17 protein-coding genes and 1 riboswitch are annotated in these 15,706 nt (G+C 70.8%); of the genes, 9 read left to right on the top strand and 8 right to left on the bottom strand.

The genetic code is table 11. The features are described from left to right. Positions 1-2 precede the first annotated feature (2 nt). Together OG371_RS11255 and OG371_RS11260 are read right to left on the bottom strand one after the other, a co-directional pair. The gene (locus OG371_RS11255; RefSeq protein ID WP_442876100.1) at positions 3-1,235 is read right to left on the bottom strand and encodes an MFS transporter; all 1,233 of its coding nucleotides are present in this window, start codon (positions 1,233-1,235) and stop codon (positions 3-5) included. Next, positions 1,232-1,795, bottom strand: coding sequence for an ArsR/SmtB family transcription factor (locus OG371_RS11260; protein WP_329068272.1), 564 nt, complete (start codon positions 1,793-1,795; stop codon positions 1,232-1,234). Before OG371_RS11260 ends, OG371_RS11255 begins: the two co-directional genes overlap by 4 nt. Positions 1,796-1,870: 75 nt before the next feature. Here OG371_RS11260 and OG371_RS11265 point away from each other — a divergent pair, with 75 nt between their 5' ends. Next, entirely contained in the window at positions 1,871-2,158 is a 288-nt protein-coding gene (locus OG371_RS11265; RefSeq protein ID WP_329068274.1) for a GlsB/YeaQ/YmgE family stress response membrane protein, read from the top strand. A 38-nt stretch (positions 2,159-2,196) separates the two neighbouring features. On the opposite strand, the gene OG371_RS11270 is transcribed toward OG371_RS11265, so the two are convergent. Further along, positions 2,197-2,373 (bottom strand): hypothetical protein, encoded by a 177-nt coding sequence (locus OG371_RS11270; RefSeq protein WP_329068277.1) that lies wholly within the window; start codon positions 2,371-2,373, stop codon positions 2,197-2,199. 257 nt (positions 2,374-2,630) lie between these two features. On the opposite strand from OG371_RS11270, the gene OG371_RS11275 reads away from it, so the two are divergent. After that, positions 2,631-3,344 (top strand): phosphatidylserine decarboxylase, encoded by a 714-nt coding sequence (locus OG371_RS11275; RefSeq protein WP_329068278.1) that lies wholly within the window; start codon positions 2,631-2,633, stop codon positions 3,342-3,344. A 2-nt stretch (positions 3,345-3,346) separates the two neighbouring features. Next, complete coding sequence (gene pssA / locus OG371_RS11280; protein WP_329068279.1) at positions 3,347-4,333, top strand: CDP-diacylglycerol--serine O-phosphatidyltransferase; 987 nt, start codon at positions 3,347-3,349, stop codon at positions 4,331-4,333. Between the two features lie 42 nt (positions 4,334-4,375). Here the strand turns inward: pssA and OG371_RS11285 are convergent, their stop codons facing one another. Beyond that, on the bottom strand, positions 4,376-5,023 hold the full coding sequence (locus OG371_RS11285) for a TetR/AcrR family transcriptional regulator (RefSeq protein WP_329068281.1): 648 nt from the start codon (positions 5,021-5,023) through the stop codon (positions 4,376-4,378). 77 nt (positions 5,024-5,100) lie between these two features. On the opposite strand from OG371_RS11285, the gene OG371_RS11290 reads away from it, so the two are divergent. Further along, a complete protein-coding gene (locus tag OG371_RS11290; RefSeq protein WP_329068282.1) occupies positions 5,101-5,718 on the top strand; it encodes a nitroreductase family protein in 618 nt (205 codons plus the stop codon). 10 nt (positions 5,719-5,728) lie between these two features. Further along, complete coding sequence (locus tag OG371_RS11295) at positions 5,729-8,020, top strand: AAA family ATPase (RefSeq protein WP_329068285.1); 2,292 nt, start codon at positions 5,729-5,731, stop codon at positions 8,018-8,020. A gap of 51 nt (positions 8,021-8,071) precedes the next feature. Here the strand turns inward: OG371_RS11295 and OG371_RS11300 are convergent, their stop codons facing one another. Together OG371_RS11300 and OG371_RS11305 are read right to left on the bottom strand one after the other, a co-directional pair. Next, the gene (locus OG371_RS11300; protein WP_329068287.1) at positions 8,072-8,716 is read right to left on the bottom strand and encodes a LytR C-terminal domain-containing protein; all 645 of its coding nucleotides are present in this window, start codon (positions 8,714-8,716) and stop codon (positions 8,072-8,074) included. Beyond that, positions 8,713-9,033: a DUF3263 domain-containing protein gene (locus OG371_RS11305; protein WP_329068289.1), complete on the bottom strand. Its 321-nt coding sequence runs from the start codon at positions 9,031-9,033 to the stop codon at positions 8,713-8,715. Before OG371_RS11305 ends, OG371_RS11300 begins: the two co-directional genes overlap by 4 nt. A 140-nt stretch (positions 9,034-9,173) precedes the next feature. On the opposite strand from OG371_RS11305, the gene OG371_RS11310 reads away from it, so the two are divergent. Further along, a complete protein-coding gene (locus tag OG371_RS11310) occupies positions 9,174-9,740 on the top strand; it encodes a peptide deformylase (protein WP_329068291.1) in 567 nt (188 codons plus the stop codon). Positions 9,741-9,794: 54 nt separating this feature from the next. Here OG371_RS11310 and OG371_RS11315 read toward each other — a convergent pair whose 3' ends face one another. After that, positions 9,795-11,972: a glycoside hydrolase family 15 protein gene (locus OG371_RS11315; protein WP_329068293.1), complete on the bottom strand. Its 2,178-nt coding sequence runs from the start codon at positions 11,970-11,972 to the stop codon at positions 9,795-9,797. 168 nt (positions 11,973-12,140) lie between these two features. Next, positions 12,141-12,272, top strand: a riboswitch (TPP riboswitch). Here OG371_RS11315 and thiC point away from each other — a divergent pair. From thiC to OG371_RS11330, 3 genes are all read left to right on the top strand, one after another. Beyond that, positions 12,266-13,909: a phosphomethylpyrimidine synthase ThiC gene (gene thiC, locus OG371_RS11320; protein ID WP_329068295.1), complete on the top strand. Its 1,644-nt coding sequence runs from the start codon at positions 12,266-12,268 to the stop codon at positions 13,907-13,909. (Overlaps the previous riboswitch by 7 nt.) A 34-nt stretch (positions 13,910-13,943) precedes the next feature. Then, complete coding sequence (thiD, locus tag OG371_RS11325) at positions 13,944-14,762, top strand: bifunctional hydroxymethylpyrimidine kinase/phosphomethylpyrimidine kinase (RefSeq protein WP_329068297.1); 819 nt, start codon at positions 13,944-13,946, stop codon at positions 14,760-14,762. 45 nt (positions 14,763-14,807) lie between these two features. After that, positions 14,808-15,020, top strand: a complete 213-nt coding sequence (locus tag OG371_RS11330; RefSeq protein WP_329068299.1) for a hypothetical protein — start codon at positions 14,808-14,810, stop codon at positions 15,018-15,020. Between the two features lie 242 nt (positions 15,021-15,262). Here the strand turns inward: OG371_RS11330 and OG371_RS11335 are convergent, their stop codons facing one another. Then, the gene (locus OG371_RS11335) at positions 15,263-15,658 is read right to left on the bottom strand and encodes a winged helix-turn-helix transcriptional regulator (protein ID WP_329068301.1); all 396 of its coding nucleotides are present in this window, start codon (positions 15,656-15,658) and stop codon (positions 15,263-15,265) included. Positions 15,659-15,706 lie beyond the last annotated feature (48 nt).

Here is a 15,706-nt window from a genome sequence, read left to right on the forward strand (position 1 = left end):
GCCTACACCAGATCGCGTTCTCCTTGGCGCTGCGGGAAATCCCGCAACGGGCGCAACGGGCTGAAGACCGGGATCGCGAGCGCGGCCAGCTGCACAGCGCCCATCACGAGCATCGTCTCCCGCACGCCGAGGGTCTGCCCGAGGATGCCGCCGAGCAGGCCGCCCAGCGGGATCGTGCCGTAGTTGACCACGGCGGAGCACGCGGTGATCCGGCCGAACAGCTCGGGCGGGCAGTAGCCCTGGCGGAACGCGCCGGCGACCACATTGGACCCGACGAGCCCGGCGCTGACCGCGACTCCGGCGATCACGAAGCAGACGAGGCCGTCCGCTGGGCCGATCAGCATCGCGGGGGCGGCGAAGGCCTCGCAGAGCAGAAACGTCCGCGCCGTACCGAATCGCGTGGCCAGCCGCCCGATCAGCAGCGCCCCGACGACGCCGCCCACCTCGGACACCGCCAGCACCAAGCCGATGGTGCCCGGCCCGGCATGGAGGTCACGCGCGAGGAAAACGACCTGGATCGAGGCGTACCCGTTGAGCGCGAGATTGGACACCGCGCCGAACGCCACGAGCGTCCACAGGTACCGATCCCCGGCGACGAACCGCAGCCCGTCGGCGACCTGGGTCCGCAGCCGGACCCGTTGCGTGACAGCGGGTTTCGGCTCCCGCTGCCGGATCGCCCGCAGGCACAGCGCGGACACCCCGAAGCTGACGGCGTCGGCCAGAATCCCGCTCACCGGCCCGAAAACCGCCGCCAGCACCCCGGCCAGCCCGGGCCCGCCGACCTGCGCGGCCGACTCGCTGCCCTGCAACCGGGTGTTGGCCGCGAGCAACTGCTCCCGCTCGACCAGCACCGGCAGATAACTGCGGTAGGCGAGGGAGAAGAAGACCTTCGCGGTCCCCGCGGCCAGCGCGACCCCGAGCAGATACGGCACCGAGAGCACCCCGGCCAGCTGCGCGAGCGGGACACTCGCGAACACGGCCATGGAGACGGTGTTGCAGACCGCCATCACCGGCCGCTTCGGCAGCCGGTCCACCCACGCCCCGGCCGGAAGTCCCACCAGCAGCCACGGCAGCCACGCGACGGCGGCCAGCAGCGCCACCTCGAACGTCGAGGCCTGCAACCCCACCAAAGCGACCAGCGGCAACGCAGTCCCGCCCACGGCACTGCCCACCGTGCTGATCGTTTCGCCGGCCCACAACAGCCGGAAGTCCCGTCCGAGCCGACGGCCCGTCACGGCTGGGCGGGAAAGCCGCGGGCGAAAAGGAATGCCGGGCGACGTTCAACACCGTCGTCAGGCAGGTCGCGTTCGGAGTATTCCGAGAAGAGCGCGATGACCCGCGAGTTCAGCTCGTCCAGCTCCGCCGCGGACAGCCGGGCCCAGGTTTCGTTGTCGAACCACGAATCGCGCCACTGCGGGGACTCGGTCTCCATGGCGGCGAGCCACGTGCGCGCGAGCGAGGCCTGCCGGTCGAGGCTCAGCATCTCCGCGGCGTCGGCGACGGGATCGCCCACGAAGTCCTCCGACGACCACGACAGCGAGCGCGAACACCGCCGCCACCAACGCTCCCGGCGGTCACGCGCCAGCTCGGGCGCCTCCTCCACCAGCGACGCGCCCGCCAGCACCTTCAAGTGGTGGCTGATGTTCCCCACGGCCTGGCCGGTCTTCTCCGCGAGCACGGACGCCGTCGCCGGGCCGTCGAGCTTCAGCACGTCGAGCAGGCGGCGGCGCAGCGGGTGCGACATCGCCGCCAGCACCTGGGAGTCACGGATCTCGTGGACTTCGCGTTCGGTCATAAACACAAGACTAGTTGCACAATCTCTCTTGTACAACACCTCTTGAGCAATCCGGGCCCCGGTATTCTGGCCGACATGGGCTTCTTCACCTGGATCATCTTCGGCGCGCTGGTCGGCTGGATCGCGAACATCGTGGTCGGCGGCGCGGACCGGCAGCGTCAGGGCTGCCTGGTCAGCGTGTTGGTCGGGGTGCTCGGCGCGGCCCTGGGCGGCTTCATCTACCAGCTCGCCACCGGCGAGCACCAGCGGTTCGGGTTCGACTTCCCCAGCTTCGGCGTCGCCATCCTGGGCGCGATCGTGCTGCTGGCGATCCTGCGACTGGTCCGGTCCGCGGGCCGGAACCGCGACCGTGACCGTTTGTAACGGTTTGCCGACGATCGGTCAGCAACGGCCGTGAGCAACTAAGCTGAGTCGTTCCGCACGCGGGTGCATGCGTCGTCGGGGGATGCATGCACCCGCGCTGCGTGGCGCAGGACCAGCACCGCCCGGGCCGGGTCGACGAGCATCGGCAGCGGCACCGAGGTGACGTCCCGGCGCCAGGCGCACAACAGCTCCGTCAGCGAATCCGGAACGCTCATCGTCACCTCGGCAGGTCGGCCCGGGTACCAGCCCCGAGCGGCGTCAACTACCGAGAGTTATCGAGAATTTCGACTGAACGTTAACGGATTGTGGCCGTTCCCACCCGTGCCGGGGAAACCCTTGCGGGGGGTCCGGCACCCCGCCCACCAGGGGCGGGCGTGTCCGCCCGCCGACGAGCGGTAGCGTGGTGAAGCCCGAATCGGACGTATCCCGTCCCTTCCATCCCTCCGATGACGAACAGCGGGGAAACCGACCCATGAGCGGCAAGCCCACCGGCAACCCCCTCGCGCACGCCGTCCAGCTGGCCCGGGAAACCGTGCCGCCGATACACCCGGCAGGCCGCCCGTTCGTGTTCGGCGGCCTCGCCGCGACGCTCCTGCTGCGCCGGTTCTCCAAGCGCCTCGGCGTCGTCGGCGCGCTCGCCACCGCGGCCACCGCCGCGTTCTTCCGCGAGCCGAAGCGGGTGCCGCCCACGCGTGACAACGTCGCGGTGGCCTCCGCCGACGGCCTGGTCTCGTTGCTCGAGGAGGCCGTGCCGCCGCCCGAGCTGGGCCTGCCCGCCGTGCCGCGGATGCGCGTGAGCGTGTTCCTCTCGGTGTTCGACGTGCACGTCCAGCGCGCGCCGGCCACCGGGGTGATCGAGAAGGTGGCCTACCGGCCGGGCAAGTTCCTGTCCGCGGACCTGGACAAGGCGAGCGAGGACAACGAGCGCAACTCCGTGCTGATGCGCACCGTCGAGGGCCACGAGCTCGTCGTCGTGCAGATCGCCGGGCTCGTCGCGCGCCGCATCCTGTGCGAGATCCGCGAGGGTGACAAGGTGGCCGCCGCCGACACCTACGGCATCATCCGGTTCGGCTCCCGCGTCGACCTGTACCTGCCGCCCGGCAGCCGCGTCCTGGTCTCCAAGGGCCAGCGCACGGTCGGCGGCGAGACAGTGATCGCCGAACTCCCCGCGCTTGGAGAAGGCTGACCATGGTCCGCGTGACCACCCCGGGCATCCGGCTGCTGCCGAACGCCATCACCGTGCTGGCCCTGTGCGCCGGGCTTTCCTCGGTGCAGTTCGCGCTCACGAACAACTACGGCATGGCGATCGCCTCGATCGGCATCGCCGCCGTGCTCGACAGCCTCGACGGCCGCATCGCGCGGCTGCTCGACGCCACGTCGAAGATGGGCGCGGAGCTCGACTCGCTGTCCGACGGCATCTCGTTCGGCGTCGCGCCCGCGCTCGTGCTGTACGTGTGGCAGTCCGGCGGCGACCGCATCGGCTGGGTCGCGTCGCTGATCTTCGCGGTCTGCATGATCCTGCGGCTGGCGCGCTTCAACACGCTGCTCGACGACACCGACCAGCCGGCCTACGCGGGCGAGTTCTTCGTCGGCGTGCCCGCCCCGGCCGGCGGGCTGGTCGCGATGCTGCCGCTGATCCTGACGCTGCAGTGGGGCCACGGCTGGTGGTCGCAGCAGTACGTGGTGCTGGCGTGGACGATCGCCGTCGCCGTGCTGCTGATCAGCCGCATCCCGACGCTGTCGCTGAAGACCGTGAAGGCGCCCGCCAAGGCGATCGCGCCGCTGCTGGTCGGCGTCGGGCTGCTGGCCGCCGCGATCATCCAGTTCCCGTTGGTGGCGCTGGCCGCCGCGCTGGTGCTGTACCTGCTGCACATCCCGTACGCGGTCTACCGGAACCGCTGGCTGGCCGCGCACCCCGAGGCCTGGACGGTCCCGCCGCGCGAACGCCGCGCCATCCGCCGCGCCCGCAGCCAGCGTCGGCTCCGGCTGCGCCCGGCCTCCCGCCGCGTCGCGGGGGCCGCCATGCGCGCGGTTCGCCTGCCCCGCAACGGTTCCGACCTCGTCCGGGCCACCCGGGCGCACCGCGATCGCGACCACGGCGCCAACCCCGGCCCGGCGTCGGGTCCCACCCAGCGCCGCCGGAGCTGGCGGCGGATCGGAATCCGCCGCAAGTAAGGACTCGTGAGTGTTCATGCCGGTTAGAACCGTCATGAACACTCACGAGCGGGCGGCGGACACCCGCAATCCGGCCAGCAGCAAGTTCAGCTGTTCCTGGAAGTCCTGCACACAGTCCACCGAAGCCAGGGCGGGCAGGACCCGGACCAGGTTCGGGTGCTCACGCGGGTTGACCATGCGCGCGAACCAGTCGTCGACCGGTTCCTCGCGCTCGGCCGGGGTGCCGGCCAGCCCGACGGAGTCCGCCAGAGCCGCGCCGAACGTCAGGCCCATCAGCGAGCGGTAGCCGCGGGCGGCGGCGGCCTCGTCCAGCCCGCCGTCGAGCAGGGCGCCCACCAGTGCGTCCATCATCCGCAGCGCGCCCGGTGAACGCGGGTTCGCCTCCTCCGCGGCCAGTGTCCGCACCACGGCCGGATGCCGCGTGAACACCGTGTACAGCCCGTCGGTGAGGTGCCGGACGCGGGTCTCCCAGCCCCAGCCCTCGTCCGGCAGCGGCACAGATTCGAAGACGTGTGCGGTGATCCCGTCGAGCAGGTCGCCCTTGTTCTTGACGTGGTTGTACAGCGACATCGCCTCGACGCCCAGCTCCGCCGCCAGCTTGCGCATCGACAGCGCGCTCATGCCGTGCTCGTCCACCAGGCGCAGGGCCGCTTCCAGCACCTTCTCGCGTGTCAGCGTCTCCCGGACCACGTCGTCCAGCGTAGCTTACGTCGTAAGTACTTACGGTGTACGCTTACGCCGTAAGCATCAGCTCTGGAGGGACTCCCATGGACACCGAGACGCTGCTCACCACCACCCGCTCCGTCCGGCGGAAGCTGGACCTCGACCGGCCCGTGCCACCGAAGGTCATCGCGGACTGCCTGCGCGTCGCCCAGCAGGCGCCGGCCGCGGGCAGCATGCTCACCGCCCAGCGCTGGATCGCCGTCACCGACCCGGCGATCCGGGCCGGGATCGCGCCGTTCGTCCAGCAGTCCGCGCACACCTCCTGGGCGCGCTACGCCGACCAGGTCGAGAGCCGCATGTTCGCCTCGGCCCGGCACCTGGTCGAGCACATCGGCGAGGTGCCCGCGCTGGTGATCCCGTGCATGCCCGGCCCGCCGCCGTCGACCCCGGTCGAGCAGTCGGCGTACTACGGCTCGATCTACCCGGCGATCTGGAGCTTCCAGCTCGCCCTGCGCACCCGTGGCCTGGCCAGCTCGCTGTGCTCGTACCACGTCGTGGACCACGAGGAGGACGTCGCGAAGCTGCTCGGCATCCCGGAGGGCTTCACGCAGATCGGGCTGATCGCGGTGGCCTACTCGAAGCAGGCCGAGTTCTCGCCCGCGCCCCGGCCGCCGGTCGAAGAGATCCTGTCGTTCGACGCCTGGGCGGGCCCGCGTCGCTAGGGTGAGCAGCGTGAGCGACCCGCAGATCACGCTGACCGTCCGGCACACCCCGTCCGCGCTCGACTCCCGGCGAGGGGTGGTGCGGCTGCACCCGGAGGTGCTCGACGCGCTGGGCCTGCGGGCCTGGGACGCCGTGCACCTCACCGGGGCCCGCCGGAGCGTCGCGCTGGCGGCGCCGTCCGACGAGGCGGGCACCCCCGGCGTGGTGCTGACCGACGACGTCACGATGTCGAACCTCGGCGTCACCGAGGGCTCCGAGATCGTCGTCGCGCCAGCCGACGTGGCCGCGGCGAAGACGGTGACGGTCGCCGGCTCGCGGCTGGCCAGCGCGTCGGTGCCGCCGCAGACCCTGCGGCTGGCGCTGACCGGCAAGGTGGTCACCCTCGGCGACGCGGTTTCCCTGCTGCCACAAGACCTTTCCCCGGTCCCGGGCTCGGACGTGATCGCCGTGCGCGGCCAGCTCTCCCGCGCGATCGGCACCACCTGGACCAACGAGCTGCTCACCGTCACGGCCATCGAGCCAGCCGGCGTGGTCGCGATCGGACCGTCCACTGTGGTCAGCTGGCGGGGCGGCGCGCGCACCGGCGAGCCGGCCGGCGGCGAGCCTTCGACGCGCAGCGCGACGGCACTGGTCCGCAGCACGGCCGTGACCGCCGCCGAGGACTACATCGACGCGGAGGTCATCGAGGAGGTCGTGGTCACCGAATCGGCGGAGACGGCCGAGCCGGTACCGCCGGTGACCGATCTGGTCGGCGCGGAGAGCGCGGCCCGCAAGCTCGCCGAGTGGTTCGACCTGGCGTTCCACCGCCCGGACCTGCTCGCGCGGCTCGGCACCACGGCCCACCTCGGCGTGCTGCTGTCCGGGCCGGAAGGCGTGGGGAAGGCGACGCTCGTACGGTCCGTGGCCAAGGCCGAGAAGGTGCGCGTGGTGTCGCTGGCCGCGCCGAACATCGCCGTGCTGGAGCCGAATGCCGCGCACGCCCGGCTGAAAGAGGCGATCACCCGCGCGACCGACGGCGACGGTCCGGCGGTGCTGCTGATCAACGACGTCGACGCGCTGCTGCCCGCCACCCAGCCGCCGCCCGTGGCCACCGTCCTGCTGGAGGAGCTGCGCGCGGCGTTGCGGCACGAGGGCCTGGCCCTGGTGGCGACGACCCAGCGCGCCGAGTCCGCCGACCCCCGGCTGCGCACCACCGAGCTGCTCGACCGCGAGCTGGGCCTGCCGCTGCCGGACGCGAAGACCCGCACCGAGCTGCTGCGGATCCTGCTGCGCGACGTGCCGGTGGAACCGGGCGCCGACCTGGGCTTGCTCGCCGAGCGGACGCCCGGGTTCGTCGCCGCGGACCTGATCGCGCTGCGCCGGGACGCGGCCTTGCGGGCCGCGCTGCGCCAGCGTGAGGCCGAGGAGCCGCGCATCGCCCAGCAGGACCTGCTCGACGCGCTGGCCACCGTCCGGCCGATCTCACTGTCCACTTCGGACAACCTAGCCACCGGCGGGCTGACGCTGGACGACGTCGGCAACATGGTCGAGGTCAAGCAGTCGCTGACCGAAACGGTGCTGTGGCCGCTGCGCTACCCGGACTCGTTCGCCCGGCTGGGCGTCGACCCGCCGCGCGGCGTGCTGCTCTACGGCCCGCCCGGCGGCGGCAAGACGTTCCTGGTGCGCGCGCTGGCCGGCACCGGCGCGCTGAACGTGTTCGCGATCAAGGGCGCCGAGCTGCTGGACAAGTGGGTCGGCGAGTCGGAGCGCGCGGTGCGCGACCTGTTCCGCCGCGCCGCCGACGCCGCGCCGTCGCTGATCTTCCTGGACGAGATCGATGCGCTCGCGCCGCGGCGCGGCCAGTCCTCGGACTCCGGCGTGGCCGACCGCGTGGTCGCCGCCCTGCTCACCGAGCTGGACGGGGTGGAGCCGATGCGCGAGGTCGTGGTGCTGGGCGCCACCAACCGGCCCGAGCTGGTCGACCCCGCGCTGCTGCGACCCGGGCGGCTGGAACGGCGCGTCTACGTGCCGCCGCCGGACGCCGAGTCCAGGGCCGCCATCCTCATCGCCAGCTCCAAGAACACCCCGCTGGCGTCCGATGTGGACCTGAAGGAGCTGGCGTCCACCCTGGACGGTTACTCCGCGGCCGACTGCGCCGCCCTGATCCGCGAGGCCGCGCTCACCGCGATGCGCGAGTCGCTGGAGGCCCGTGAGGTGACGTCCGCCCACCTGGCCAAGGCCCGCCAGGCCGTGCGGCCGTCACTGGACCCGGCGCAGCTGGCCACGCTTGAGGCCTACGCCCAGGCGCAGCAGGAACGCTGAAAAAGGGGGGCCACCCGGCTGGGTGGCCCCCCTTTTCTACGTTCGCGCTGGTCAGCTGCCCTTGTGGCCGCTCTGGTAGTCCTTGGTGATGATCACTATCACGCCGGGGCTCGAGTTCTGGATGCCGTCGAACCGCGGCTGCGCCTGGAAGCCGAACTCGGTGGCCAGCTGCTTCGCGGCCGCCTCCTCGTCGGTGCCGGGGCGGAAGTAGGCCGTGGTGTGGTCGATCACGCCCTGGGAGTAGTTGCCGACCTCGGGCACGTTCCAGCCCGCGGCGCGGAAGTCGTCCGCGGCCTGCTCGGCGAGGCCCTTGATCAGGGAGTTGTTGTAGACCCGCACGGTGACCCACTTGTTGGACGCCTGCTGGTTCGGCCCCGGCTGGCCAGGCTGCCCCGGCTGGCCGGTGGGCTGGCCGCCCGGCGGGACGGCCGACGACGAGCCCGGCGCGGCCGAGGAGGACGGCGGCACGCTGGATGACGAAGGCGCGCTCGACGAACCCGGCGCCGAGGACGACGGGCCACCGGACGAAGGCTGTGAGGAAGGACCGGCCGAGTTGCTGGGCCCGGCGGTGTTGTTGCTCGACCCGCCGCTGGTCGCCAAGGTGACGCCGCCGATCACCGCGGCGACCACGGCCACCCCGATCAGGGCGACGGCCGCGGCCCGCAACGGCCGGGACAGTCCCGAGAAGAAGCTCATGACAGCTCGATCCCCAGCCGCCGGGCGCCGCGTTTACGCTGCCGCGCGGCCCGCGTCTTGCGGAGCCGCTTCACCAGCATCGGATCGGCCTCCACTGCTTCGGGTTTCTCCAGCAGCGTGTTCAGCAGCTGGTAATAGCGGGTCGAGGACAGCGAGAAACGCTCACGGATGGCGTTCTCCTTGGCGCCGGCATGCCGCCACCACTGACGCTCGAAGGCGAGAATCTCCAGCTCGCGCTCGGTCAGGCCACCCACGGTCTCCGGCCCATTCTCCGGCGGCGACGGCTGGTCCTCAGCCATCGACTCCGCGGCGTCCATGCGGCTCCTCGTGCTCGGTTTCGGCTGTCCTTCCGCGGGCGCCATTCAACCACGGAACCCAGGCTCGACATGGGCATCCGACCCGGCGCGTCACGGTCCGATCCAGGTGTACCAGAGGGGTCCGACTAAACTCGCCGCTCGTGACCGTCCACGCCATCCGCATCGCGGGCGACCCGGTGCTGCACCAGCCGACCCGCGAGATCACGCAGTTCGACGACGAGCTGCGCACCCTCGTCGAGGACATGTTCGAAACGATGTACGCCGCCGAGGGGGTCGGCCTCGCGGCCAACCAGATCGGCCTCGACCTGCGGCTGTTCGTCTACGACTGCCCGGACGACGACGGGGTCGAGCACCGCGGCGCGGTGGTCAACCCGAAGCTGGAGACCTCCGAGATCCCCGAGACCATGCCGGACCCGGACGACGACTGGGAGGGCTGCCTGTCGGCCCCCGGCGAGTCGTACCCGACCGGCCGCGCCTCGTGGGCCAAGGTGACCGGCTTCGACGTCGACGGCAACCCGATCGAGGTCGAGGGCACCGGGTACTTCGCCCGCTGCCTCCAGCACGAGACCGACCACCTCGACGGCTACCTCTACCTCGACCGCCTGGTCGGCCGCCACGCCCGCGCGGCGAAGAAGATGCTGAAGAAGAACAAGTGGGGCGTGCCCGGCCTGAGCTGGACCCCGCCCAAGGAACCCGCCGACGCCTGAACAGACTCGTGAGTGTTTATGACGGTTCTAACCGTCATAAACACTCACGAGCGGTCAGCAGCCGAGGAAGTGGCAGCGCACCACCGCGGGCTGTTCGATCACCGAGCCATCCTTCACCGCCCAGGCCAAGCGGACGTACTGCGCGTGCGTCCAGGCCAGCGGCGTCGCCGAGCCGGTCGGGGTGCCGGTCGCGAAACCGGGCTCGCCCGACGGCGGGTTCTCGTCCCAGACCTGCTCCGGCATGGTGTCCGCGGAGCTCGCCACCCGGCCGAGGTCGCGCAGCCGCCCGGCCGCGGCGGCGCGGTCGCCGGCGGCCAGCTCGTACTCGCCGCGCTCGCCGGCCAGCAGCGGCCAGAGCCGGCCGAACGTCGTGCGGCTCTCGGACGGGTACGTGTAGTCCCACGGTGAGCCGTCGGCCAGCTCGCCGTAGCCGTCCTTGGTGTAGCGGTGCCAGAACTGGCCGTTCGGCGTGGTGTACGAGATATCCGCGTCGGTGACCTTGATGCTGTTGCGGATCACCGGGTCGTCCGGCGCGTAGACGCCGAGCCGCACCAGCTCGAGGAAGCCCGCGTCCGTGACCGCCCGCTGGTCCATGGTGACCGACGAGTTGCCGAGGTTGTACTTCGTCCCGGCGTTCGCGTCGCCGTCCTTGGTCAGCCGCACGAAGTACGGGTCCTTCGACAGCGGCCCGTTCGTGGTGATGGTCTCCTTCGCCAGCCCGGCCTTGAACGCGTCCGCCGCGGCGAGGTACCGCTGGGCGTCGGCCGCGGCGCCGTTGGCCGACGCCAGATCGGCCGCGCAGACCAAGCCCGCGATCACCGCCGCGATCGTCGACGGCGAGTACCCGTCCTGCTCCTCCCAGCGTTCCTGCTGGGTGTACGGCGAGGCTTTTCCGTTGTCCGCGCGGTAATCCAGCAGGAAATCCGCCGCCTTCTTCACGCCGGGCCACATGTCGGCGCGCCCCAGCTGCTGCGCCAGCACGATCGGGAACGCCGTCTCGTCGAGCTGCACGGACGTCCAGTACGGCTTGCCGTCGACGTTGCTGTTCTGCGGCAGGTGCCCGTCCGGCAGCTGCTGGGTGCCGAACATGTAGTCGACGGACCGGTTCGCGGCCGCGCGGTCGCCGGCGGCCAGCAGCCCGGTGGCGATCTGGTAGAGGTCACGCGGCCAGACCAGGTGATACGTGCCCGACGGCGAGTACGCCGGATCGTTGTTCCCGAACCGCCACGGCATGCTCGGCGACGCGATGAAGGCACCCGGGTGGTGCTTGTCCTCGCTCGCCGCCAGCGTCAGCACGGACGCGGTGTAAAGGTCCCGCTCGCTCCCGGTCTTCAGCGACGACGGCGGCCGGCTCACCGTTCGCAGATAGCCCGACCAGCCGCGGTCGTACGCGCGTTCGGCGTCACGGAAGCCGCGCCGTTGCGACGCTTGGGCATTGGTGACCGCGGCGGCGCTGTTCGCGCCCATCCCGAGCGCGAGCGTGACGTGCCGCGACCGCACGCCGTCGGCGGCCGTCTGCCCGGTGAGGACCACATTTCCCTTGCCGGCGCTGGCATACGGCGTCAGCCGGCGGGTCTTGGCCAGCTGCGTGATGCCGTCGGACGCGCCGTCGTACCCCACGCTCGTGCTGGTGAACGACGGCGTCGCGGTCAGCGCGGCCGCGGTCTTCACGTCGCTCGCGGTGAGCAGCGGGCCGGACGCGCGGGCCGAGTCGTCGGAGCCGTCGTTCGTCAGGTCCGGGTCGGCGACGGCGTACAGCTGGTACAGCCGCCCGGTCAGCGACGTGAAGTCGACGTCCACCAGCACACTCGCGCGGGCCGGGTCGGTCACGTAGGTCTTGCGCAGGCGCCAGCGGTGCTGGTCGTCGGTGATGGTCTGCTCGTAGGTCAGGCTGTCCGAGTCGACGCGGCGCACCTGCTGCGCGCGGGCGGACGAGTCGACGGTCGCGAAGCTCCGCCCGTCGCTGACCACCAGCTCCAGCGAACGGACGCTCGGCGTGGACAGATCGGGGTAGTAGACCTCCGACATCCGCCCGGCCTGCAGGGTGAACCAGATGTCGCTGCCGGCCTCGCGGGCGGTGCCGAAGCCGGTTTTGTTCGCGGGCAGCCAGCTCGGGTGCGTGCCCGGCGCGCCGGGTGCGTCACCCCCGCTGCTGCCGGCGGCGGTCGCGGCGGCGGGGACCAGGCTGGTCACCAGCAGCGTCGCCAGCGCCGGGAGTAAGACTTTTCGCATATCGACCCCAGGTGAGACGTAGCGCGCACAGTTGCGCAAAGCCCTGCGATTGTTACGTCGATCCCTGGCGCTCGCATGGTCCGATCCGGTGAAGAAGCCACCGGCCGCCAAAGTGGCGGGCTTGTGCCGCGCGCCCCCGCCGTGGCATGGTCGGTGGCGCAACCCCAACTCAAAAAACGCGGGAGCTCGCGCCTTGGCGGGCTGAGAGGGTGACTGGTGTCTGTCTGTGGACACCCGGCGTCACCGACCGCATGAACCTGACCGGGTAATGCCGGCGTAGGGAGTGAACGTCGTTGACGACGCTGGAGAACAAGGCCGCCATCACGCCGACCGTGACCACGGGGCCGATCACCGGTTCGCACAAGGTCTACCACCGGACGGAATCCGGCCTCCGGGTGCCGGCCCGGCGGGTCGACCTGTCGAACGGTGAGCATTTCGACGTGTACGACACCTCCGGCCCGTACACCGAGCCGGACGCCAAGATCGACGTCCACAATGGACTACACCCGCTGCGCACCGGCTGGGCCGACGGGCGCACGCACAACACCCAGCTGGGCTGGGCGAAAGCCGGCGTGATCACCCGCGAGATGGAGTTCGTCGCCGCGCGCGAGCGCTGTTCCCCCGAGCTGGTGCGCGACGAGGTGGCGCGCGGGCGCGCGGTGATCCCGGTCAACCGCAAGCACCCGGAGTCCGAGCCGATGATCATCGGCAAGAACTTCCTGGTGAAGATCAACGCCAACATGGGGAACTCGGCCGTCTGGTCCTCTGTGGAGGAAGAGGTCGACAAGATGGTGTGGGCCACCCGCTGGGGCGCCGACACGATCATGGACCTGTCCACCGGCAAGCGCATCCACGAGACGCGCGAGTGGATCATCCGCAACTCGCCCGTGCCGGTCGGCACCGTGCCGATCTACCAGGCGCTGGAGAAGGTCGACGGGGACCCGGAAAAGCTTTCCTGGGAGGTGTACCGCGACACCATCGTCGAGCAGTGCGAGCAGGGGGTCGACTACGTCACCGTGCACGCCGGCGTGCTGCTGCGGTACATCCCGCTGACCGCGCGCCGGGTCACCGGCATCGTCAGCCGAGGCGGCTCGATCATGGCCGCGTGGTGCCTGGCGCACCACCAGGAGTCCTTTTTGTACACGCACTTCGAGGAGCTCTGCGAGATCCTGCGGAAGTACGACGTCACGTTCTCCCTCGGCGACGGCCTGCGGCCCGGCTCCATCGCCGACGCGAACGACCGCGCGCAGTTCGCGGAGCTGGAGACGCTCGGCGAGCTGACGCACCTCGCGCGCGAGCACGACGTGCAGGTGATGATCGAAGGCCCCGGCCACGTGCCGATGCACAAGATCAAGGAGAACGTCGAGCTCGAGGAGCAGCTGACCGGCGAGGCGCCGTTCTACACCCTCGGCCCGCTCACCACCGACATCGCGCCGGCGTACGACCACATCACCTCGGCCATCGGCGCGGCGCAGATCGGCTGGTACGGCACGGCGATGCTGTGTTACGTCACGCCGAAGGAGCACCTCGGGCTGCCCAACCGAGACGACGTGAAGACCGGCGTGATCACGTACAAGATCGCCGCGCACGCCGCCGACCTCGCCAAGGGCCACCCGCACGCGCAGGAGTGGGACGACGAATTGTCCAAGGCGCGCTTCGAGTTCCGCTGGAACGACCAGTTCAACCTGTCGCTCGACCCGGACACCGCCCGCTCGTTCCACGACGAGACGCTGCCCGCGGAGCCGGCCAAGACGGCGCACTTCTGCTCGATGTGCGGCCCGAAGTTCTGCTCGATGCGGATCACCCAGGACGTGCGCAAGTACGCCGAGGAGCACGGTCTGTCCACTGTGGAGGCCATCGAGGCCGGCATGGCGGAGAAGTCGGCCGAGTTCGGCGAGCACGGCAACAAGGTCTACCTGCCCGTGGTCGGTCAATGACCCGCCCCGACGTGTTCTTTCCCGCGGAGGGGCCATGAACACAGCACCGCGCACCGCCCTCACCATCGCCGGATCCGACTCCGGCGGTGGTGCGGGCGTGCAGGCCGACCTGCGCACCTTCTTCGCGAACGGGGTGCACGGGCTGGTCGCGCTGACCGCCGTCACGGTGCAGAACTCGTTGGGCGTGCAGGGTTTCACCGAGATCCCGGTGGACGTGGTCACCGCGCAGATCAAGGCCGTCGCGTCGGACATGGGCGTGCACGCGGCGAAAACCGGCATGCTCGCGACCGCCGAGATCATCCAGGCAGTGGCGAAAACGCTCGACGAAGTCCACATCGGACGGGGCACGGACACGCCGTTTGTGGTCGACCCGGTGGCCGCGTCGATGACCGGGCACGCGCTGCTGCGCGAGGAGGCGCTCGAGGCGATCCGCACCGAGCTGTTCCCACGCGCCACCCTGATCACGCCGAACCTCGACGAGGTGCGGCTGCTCACCGGCATCACGGTCACCGACCCGGCCACCCAGCGCGCGGCGGCCGAGGCCCTGCTGGAATTCGGCTCGCGGTGGGTGCTCGTGAAGGGCGGCCACATGCGCGACACGGACACCTGCGTGGACTTGCTGTACGACGGCACCGAGCCGATCGAGCTGACCGGCGCCCGCATCAACACGGAAAACACCCACGGCGGCGGCGACACGATGGCTTCGGCCATCACGTCTTCGCTCGCGAAGGGCGCGGACGTGCCAACGGCCGTCACGGAGGCGAAGCGTTTCATCGAACGGTGCGTCGCGGAGGCGTACCCGCTCGGCGCGGGGGTGGGCCCGGTCTCGCCGTTCTGGCGGCTCGCGGACTGACCGGCGTGGTGGCAGCTCGCCGGCTGAGCGGCCAGACTGGTGGCCGTGACCGACGAAACCAGCACCCGCGCCCTGTGGAACAGCCTGCCCGAAGACCTGCGCACCGAGGTCGACCGGCTGGTCACCGCGCACCAGCCGGCGTCCGTGATCAAGCTGCTCCGCAAAGCGGGCCTCACCCCGTCCCCGGGCATCGCCGAAAGCCGTGACCTCGCGGACCTGCGAGCCCGCGAACTGAACATCGGCCCGCGGTTCAGCTGACCCTGAAACGCCCCAATGTGGCGTTGGTTGCGTTGAGCGCACCCAATGTGGCGTTCGGTGCGTCCAGCGCACCGAACGCCACATTGGGGCGCATTCGACGAACGAGACCGGCCTGACCTGCAGATGCTGGTGCCCGGGTAGGGCCGCTGGGCGGCGAGCGCTATTACCTGCGCGTCCGGCAGCTCGCCGAGCAAGGACCGGCCGCCGAACCCGTCACACTGTCCGAAAAGGACACTTGAGCGCTAGGTGACCGGCTCCAGCGTCCGGTTGTCGTAGGTCGAGCGGGCGTCGCGGATGCGGTCGAAGTTGGCCTGGGACCACGAGCTGAGGGCGATGAGGTGCGCGCCGACCTCGGCGCCCATCTTGGTGAGCGCGTACTCCACCGTCGGCGGAGTGGTCGGGTACACCGTGCGCGTGATGAAGCCGTCGCGCTCCAGGGTGCGGAGGTTTTGCGTCAGCATCTTCTGGCTGATGCCGTCGACGGCCCAGCGCAGCTCGCCGAAACGGTGCGGGCTCCGCGCGAGCGCACCGAGCACCAGCGCCGTCCACTTGTTCGCGAGCAGGTCGAGCACGTCGCGGCAGGGGCAGCTCTTGAGGTAGACGTCCCAGGGTCCGTCCTGGTCGCAGCTAGTTTCCATCAGGTACCTACTTTACCGGGAAGTGCCTTCTAGCGAAAAGTGACGAAC

Source organism: Amycolatopsis sp. NBC_01480, assembly GCF_036227205.1.
Lineage (GTDB): Bacteria > Actinomycetota > Actinomycetes > Mycobacteriales > Pseudonocardiaceae > Amycolatopsis.

Bases quoted from the DNA above. Each gene is read 5' to 3' on its own strand.
- OG371_RS11260 (WP_329068272.1), bottom strand. From the start codon at position 1,795: ATGACCGAACGCGAAGTCCACGAGATCCGTGACTCCCAGGTGCTGGCG.
- OG371_RS11265 (WP_329068274.1), top strand. From the start codon at position 1,871: ATGGGCTTCTTCACCTGGATCATCTTCGGCGCGCTGGTCGGCTGGATC.
- OG371_RS11270 (WP_329068277.1), bottom strand. From the start codon at position 2,373: ATGAGCGTTCCGGATTCGCTGACGGAGCTGTTGTGCGCCTGGCGCCGG.
- OG371_RS11275 (WP_329068278.1), top strand. From the start codon at position 2,631: ATGAGCGGCAAGCCCACCGGCAACCCCCTCGCGCACGCCGTCCAGCTG.
- pssA (WP_329068279.1), top strand. From the start codon at position 3,347: ATGGTCCGCGTGACCACCCCGGGCATCCGGCTGCTGCCGAACGCCATC.
- OG371_RS11290 (WP_329068282.1), top strand. From the start codon at position 5,101: ATGGACACCGAGACGCTGCTCACCACCACCCGCTCCGTCCGGCGGAAG.
- OG371_RS11300 (WP_329068287.1), bottom strand. From the start codon at position 8,716: ATGAGCTTCTTCTCGGGACTGTCCCGGCCGTTGCGGGCCGCGGCCGTC.
- OG371_RS11305 (WP_329068289.1), bottom strand. From the start codon at position 9,033: ATGGACGCCGCGGAGTCGATGGCTGAGGACCAGCCGTCGCCGCCGGAG.
- OG371_RS11315 (WP_329068293.1), bottom strand. From the start codon at position 11,972: ATGCGAAAAGTCTTACTCCCGGCGCTGGCGACGCTGCTGGTGACCAGC.
- thiD (WP_329068297.1), top strand. From the start codon at position 13,944: ATGAACACAGCACCGCGCACCGCCCTCACCATCGCCGGATCCGACTCC.
- OG371_RS11335 (WP_329068301.1), bottom strand. From the start codon at position 15,658: ATGGAAACTAGCTGCGACCAGGACGGACCCTGGGACGTCTACCTCAAG.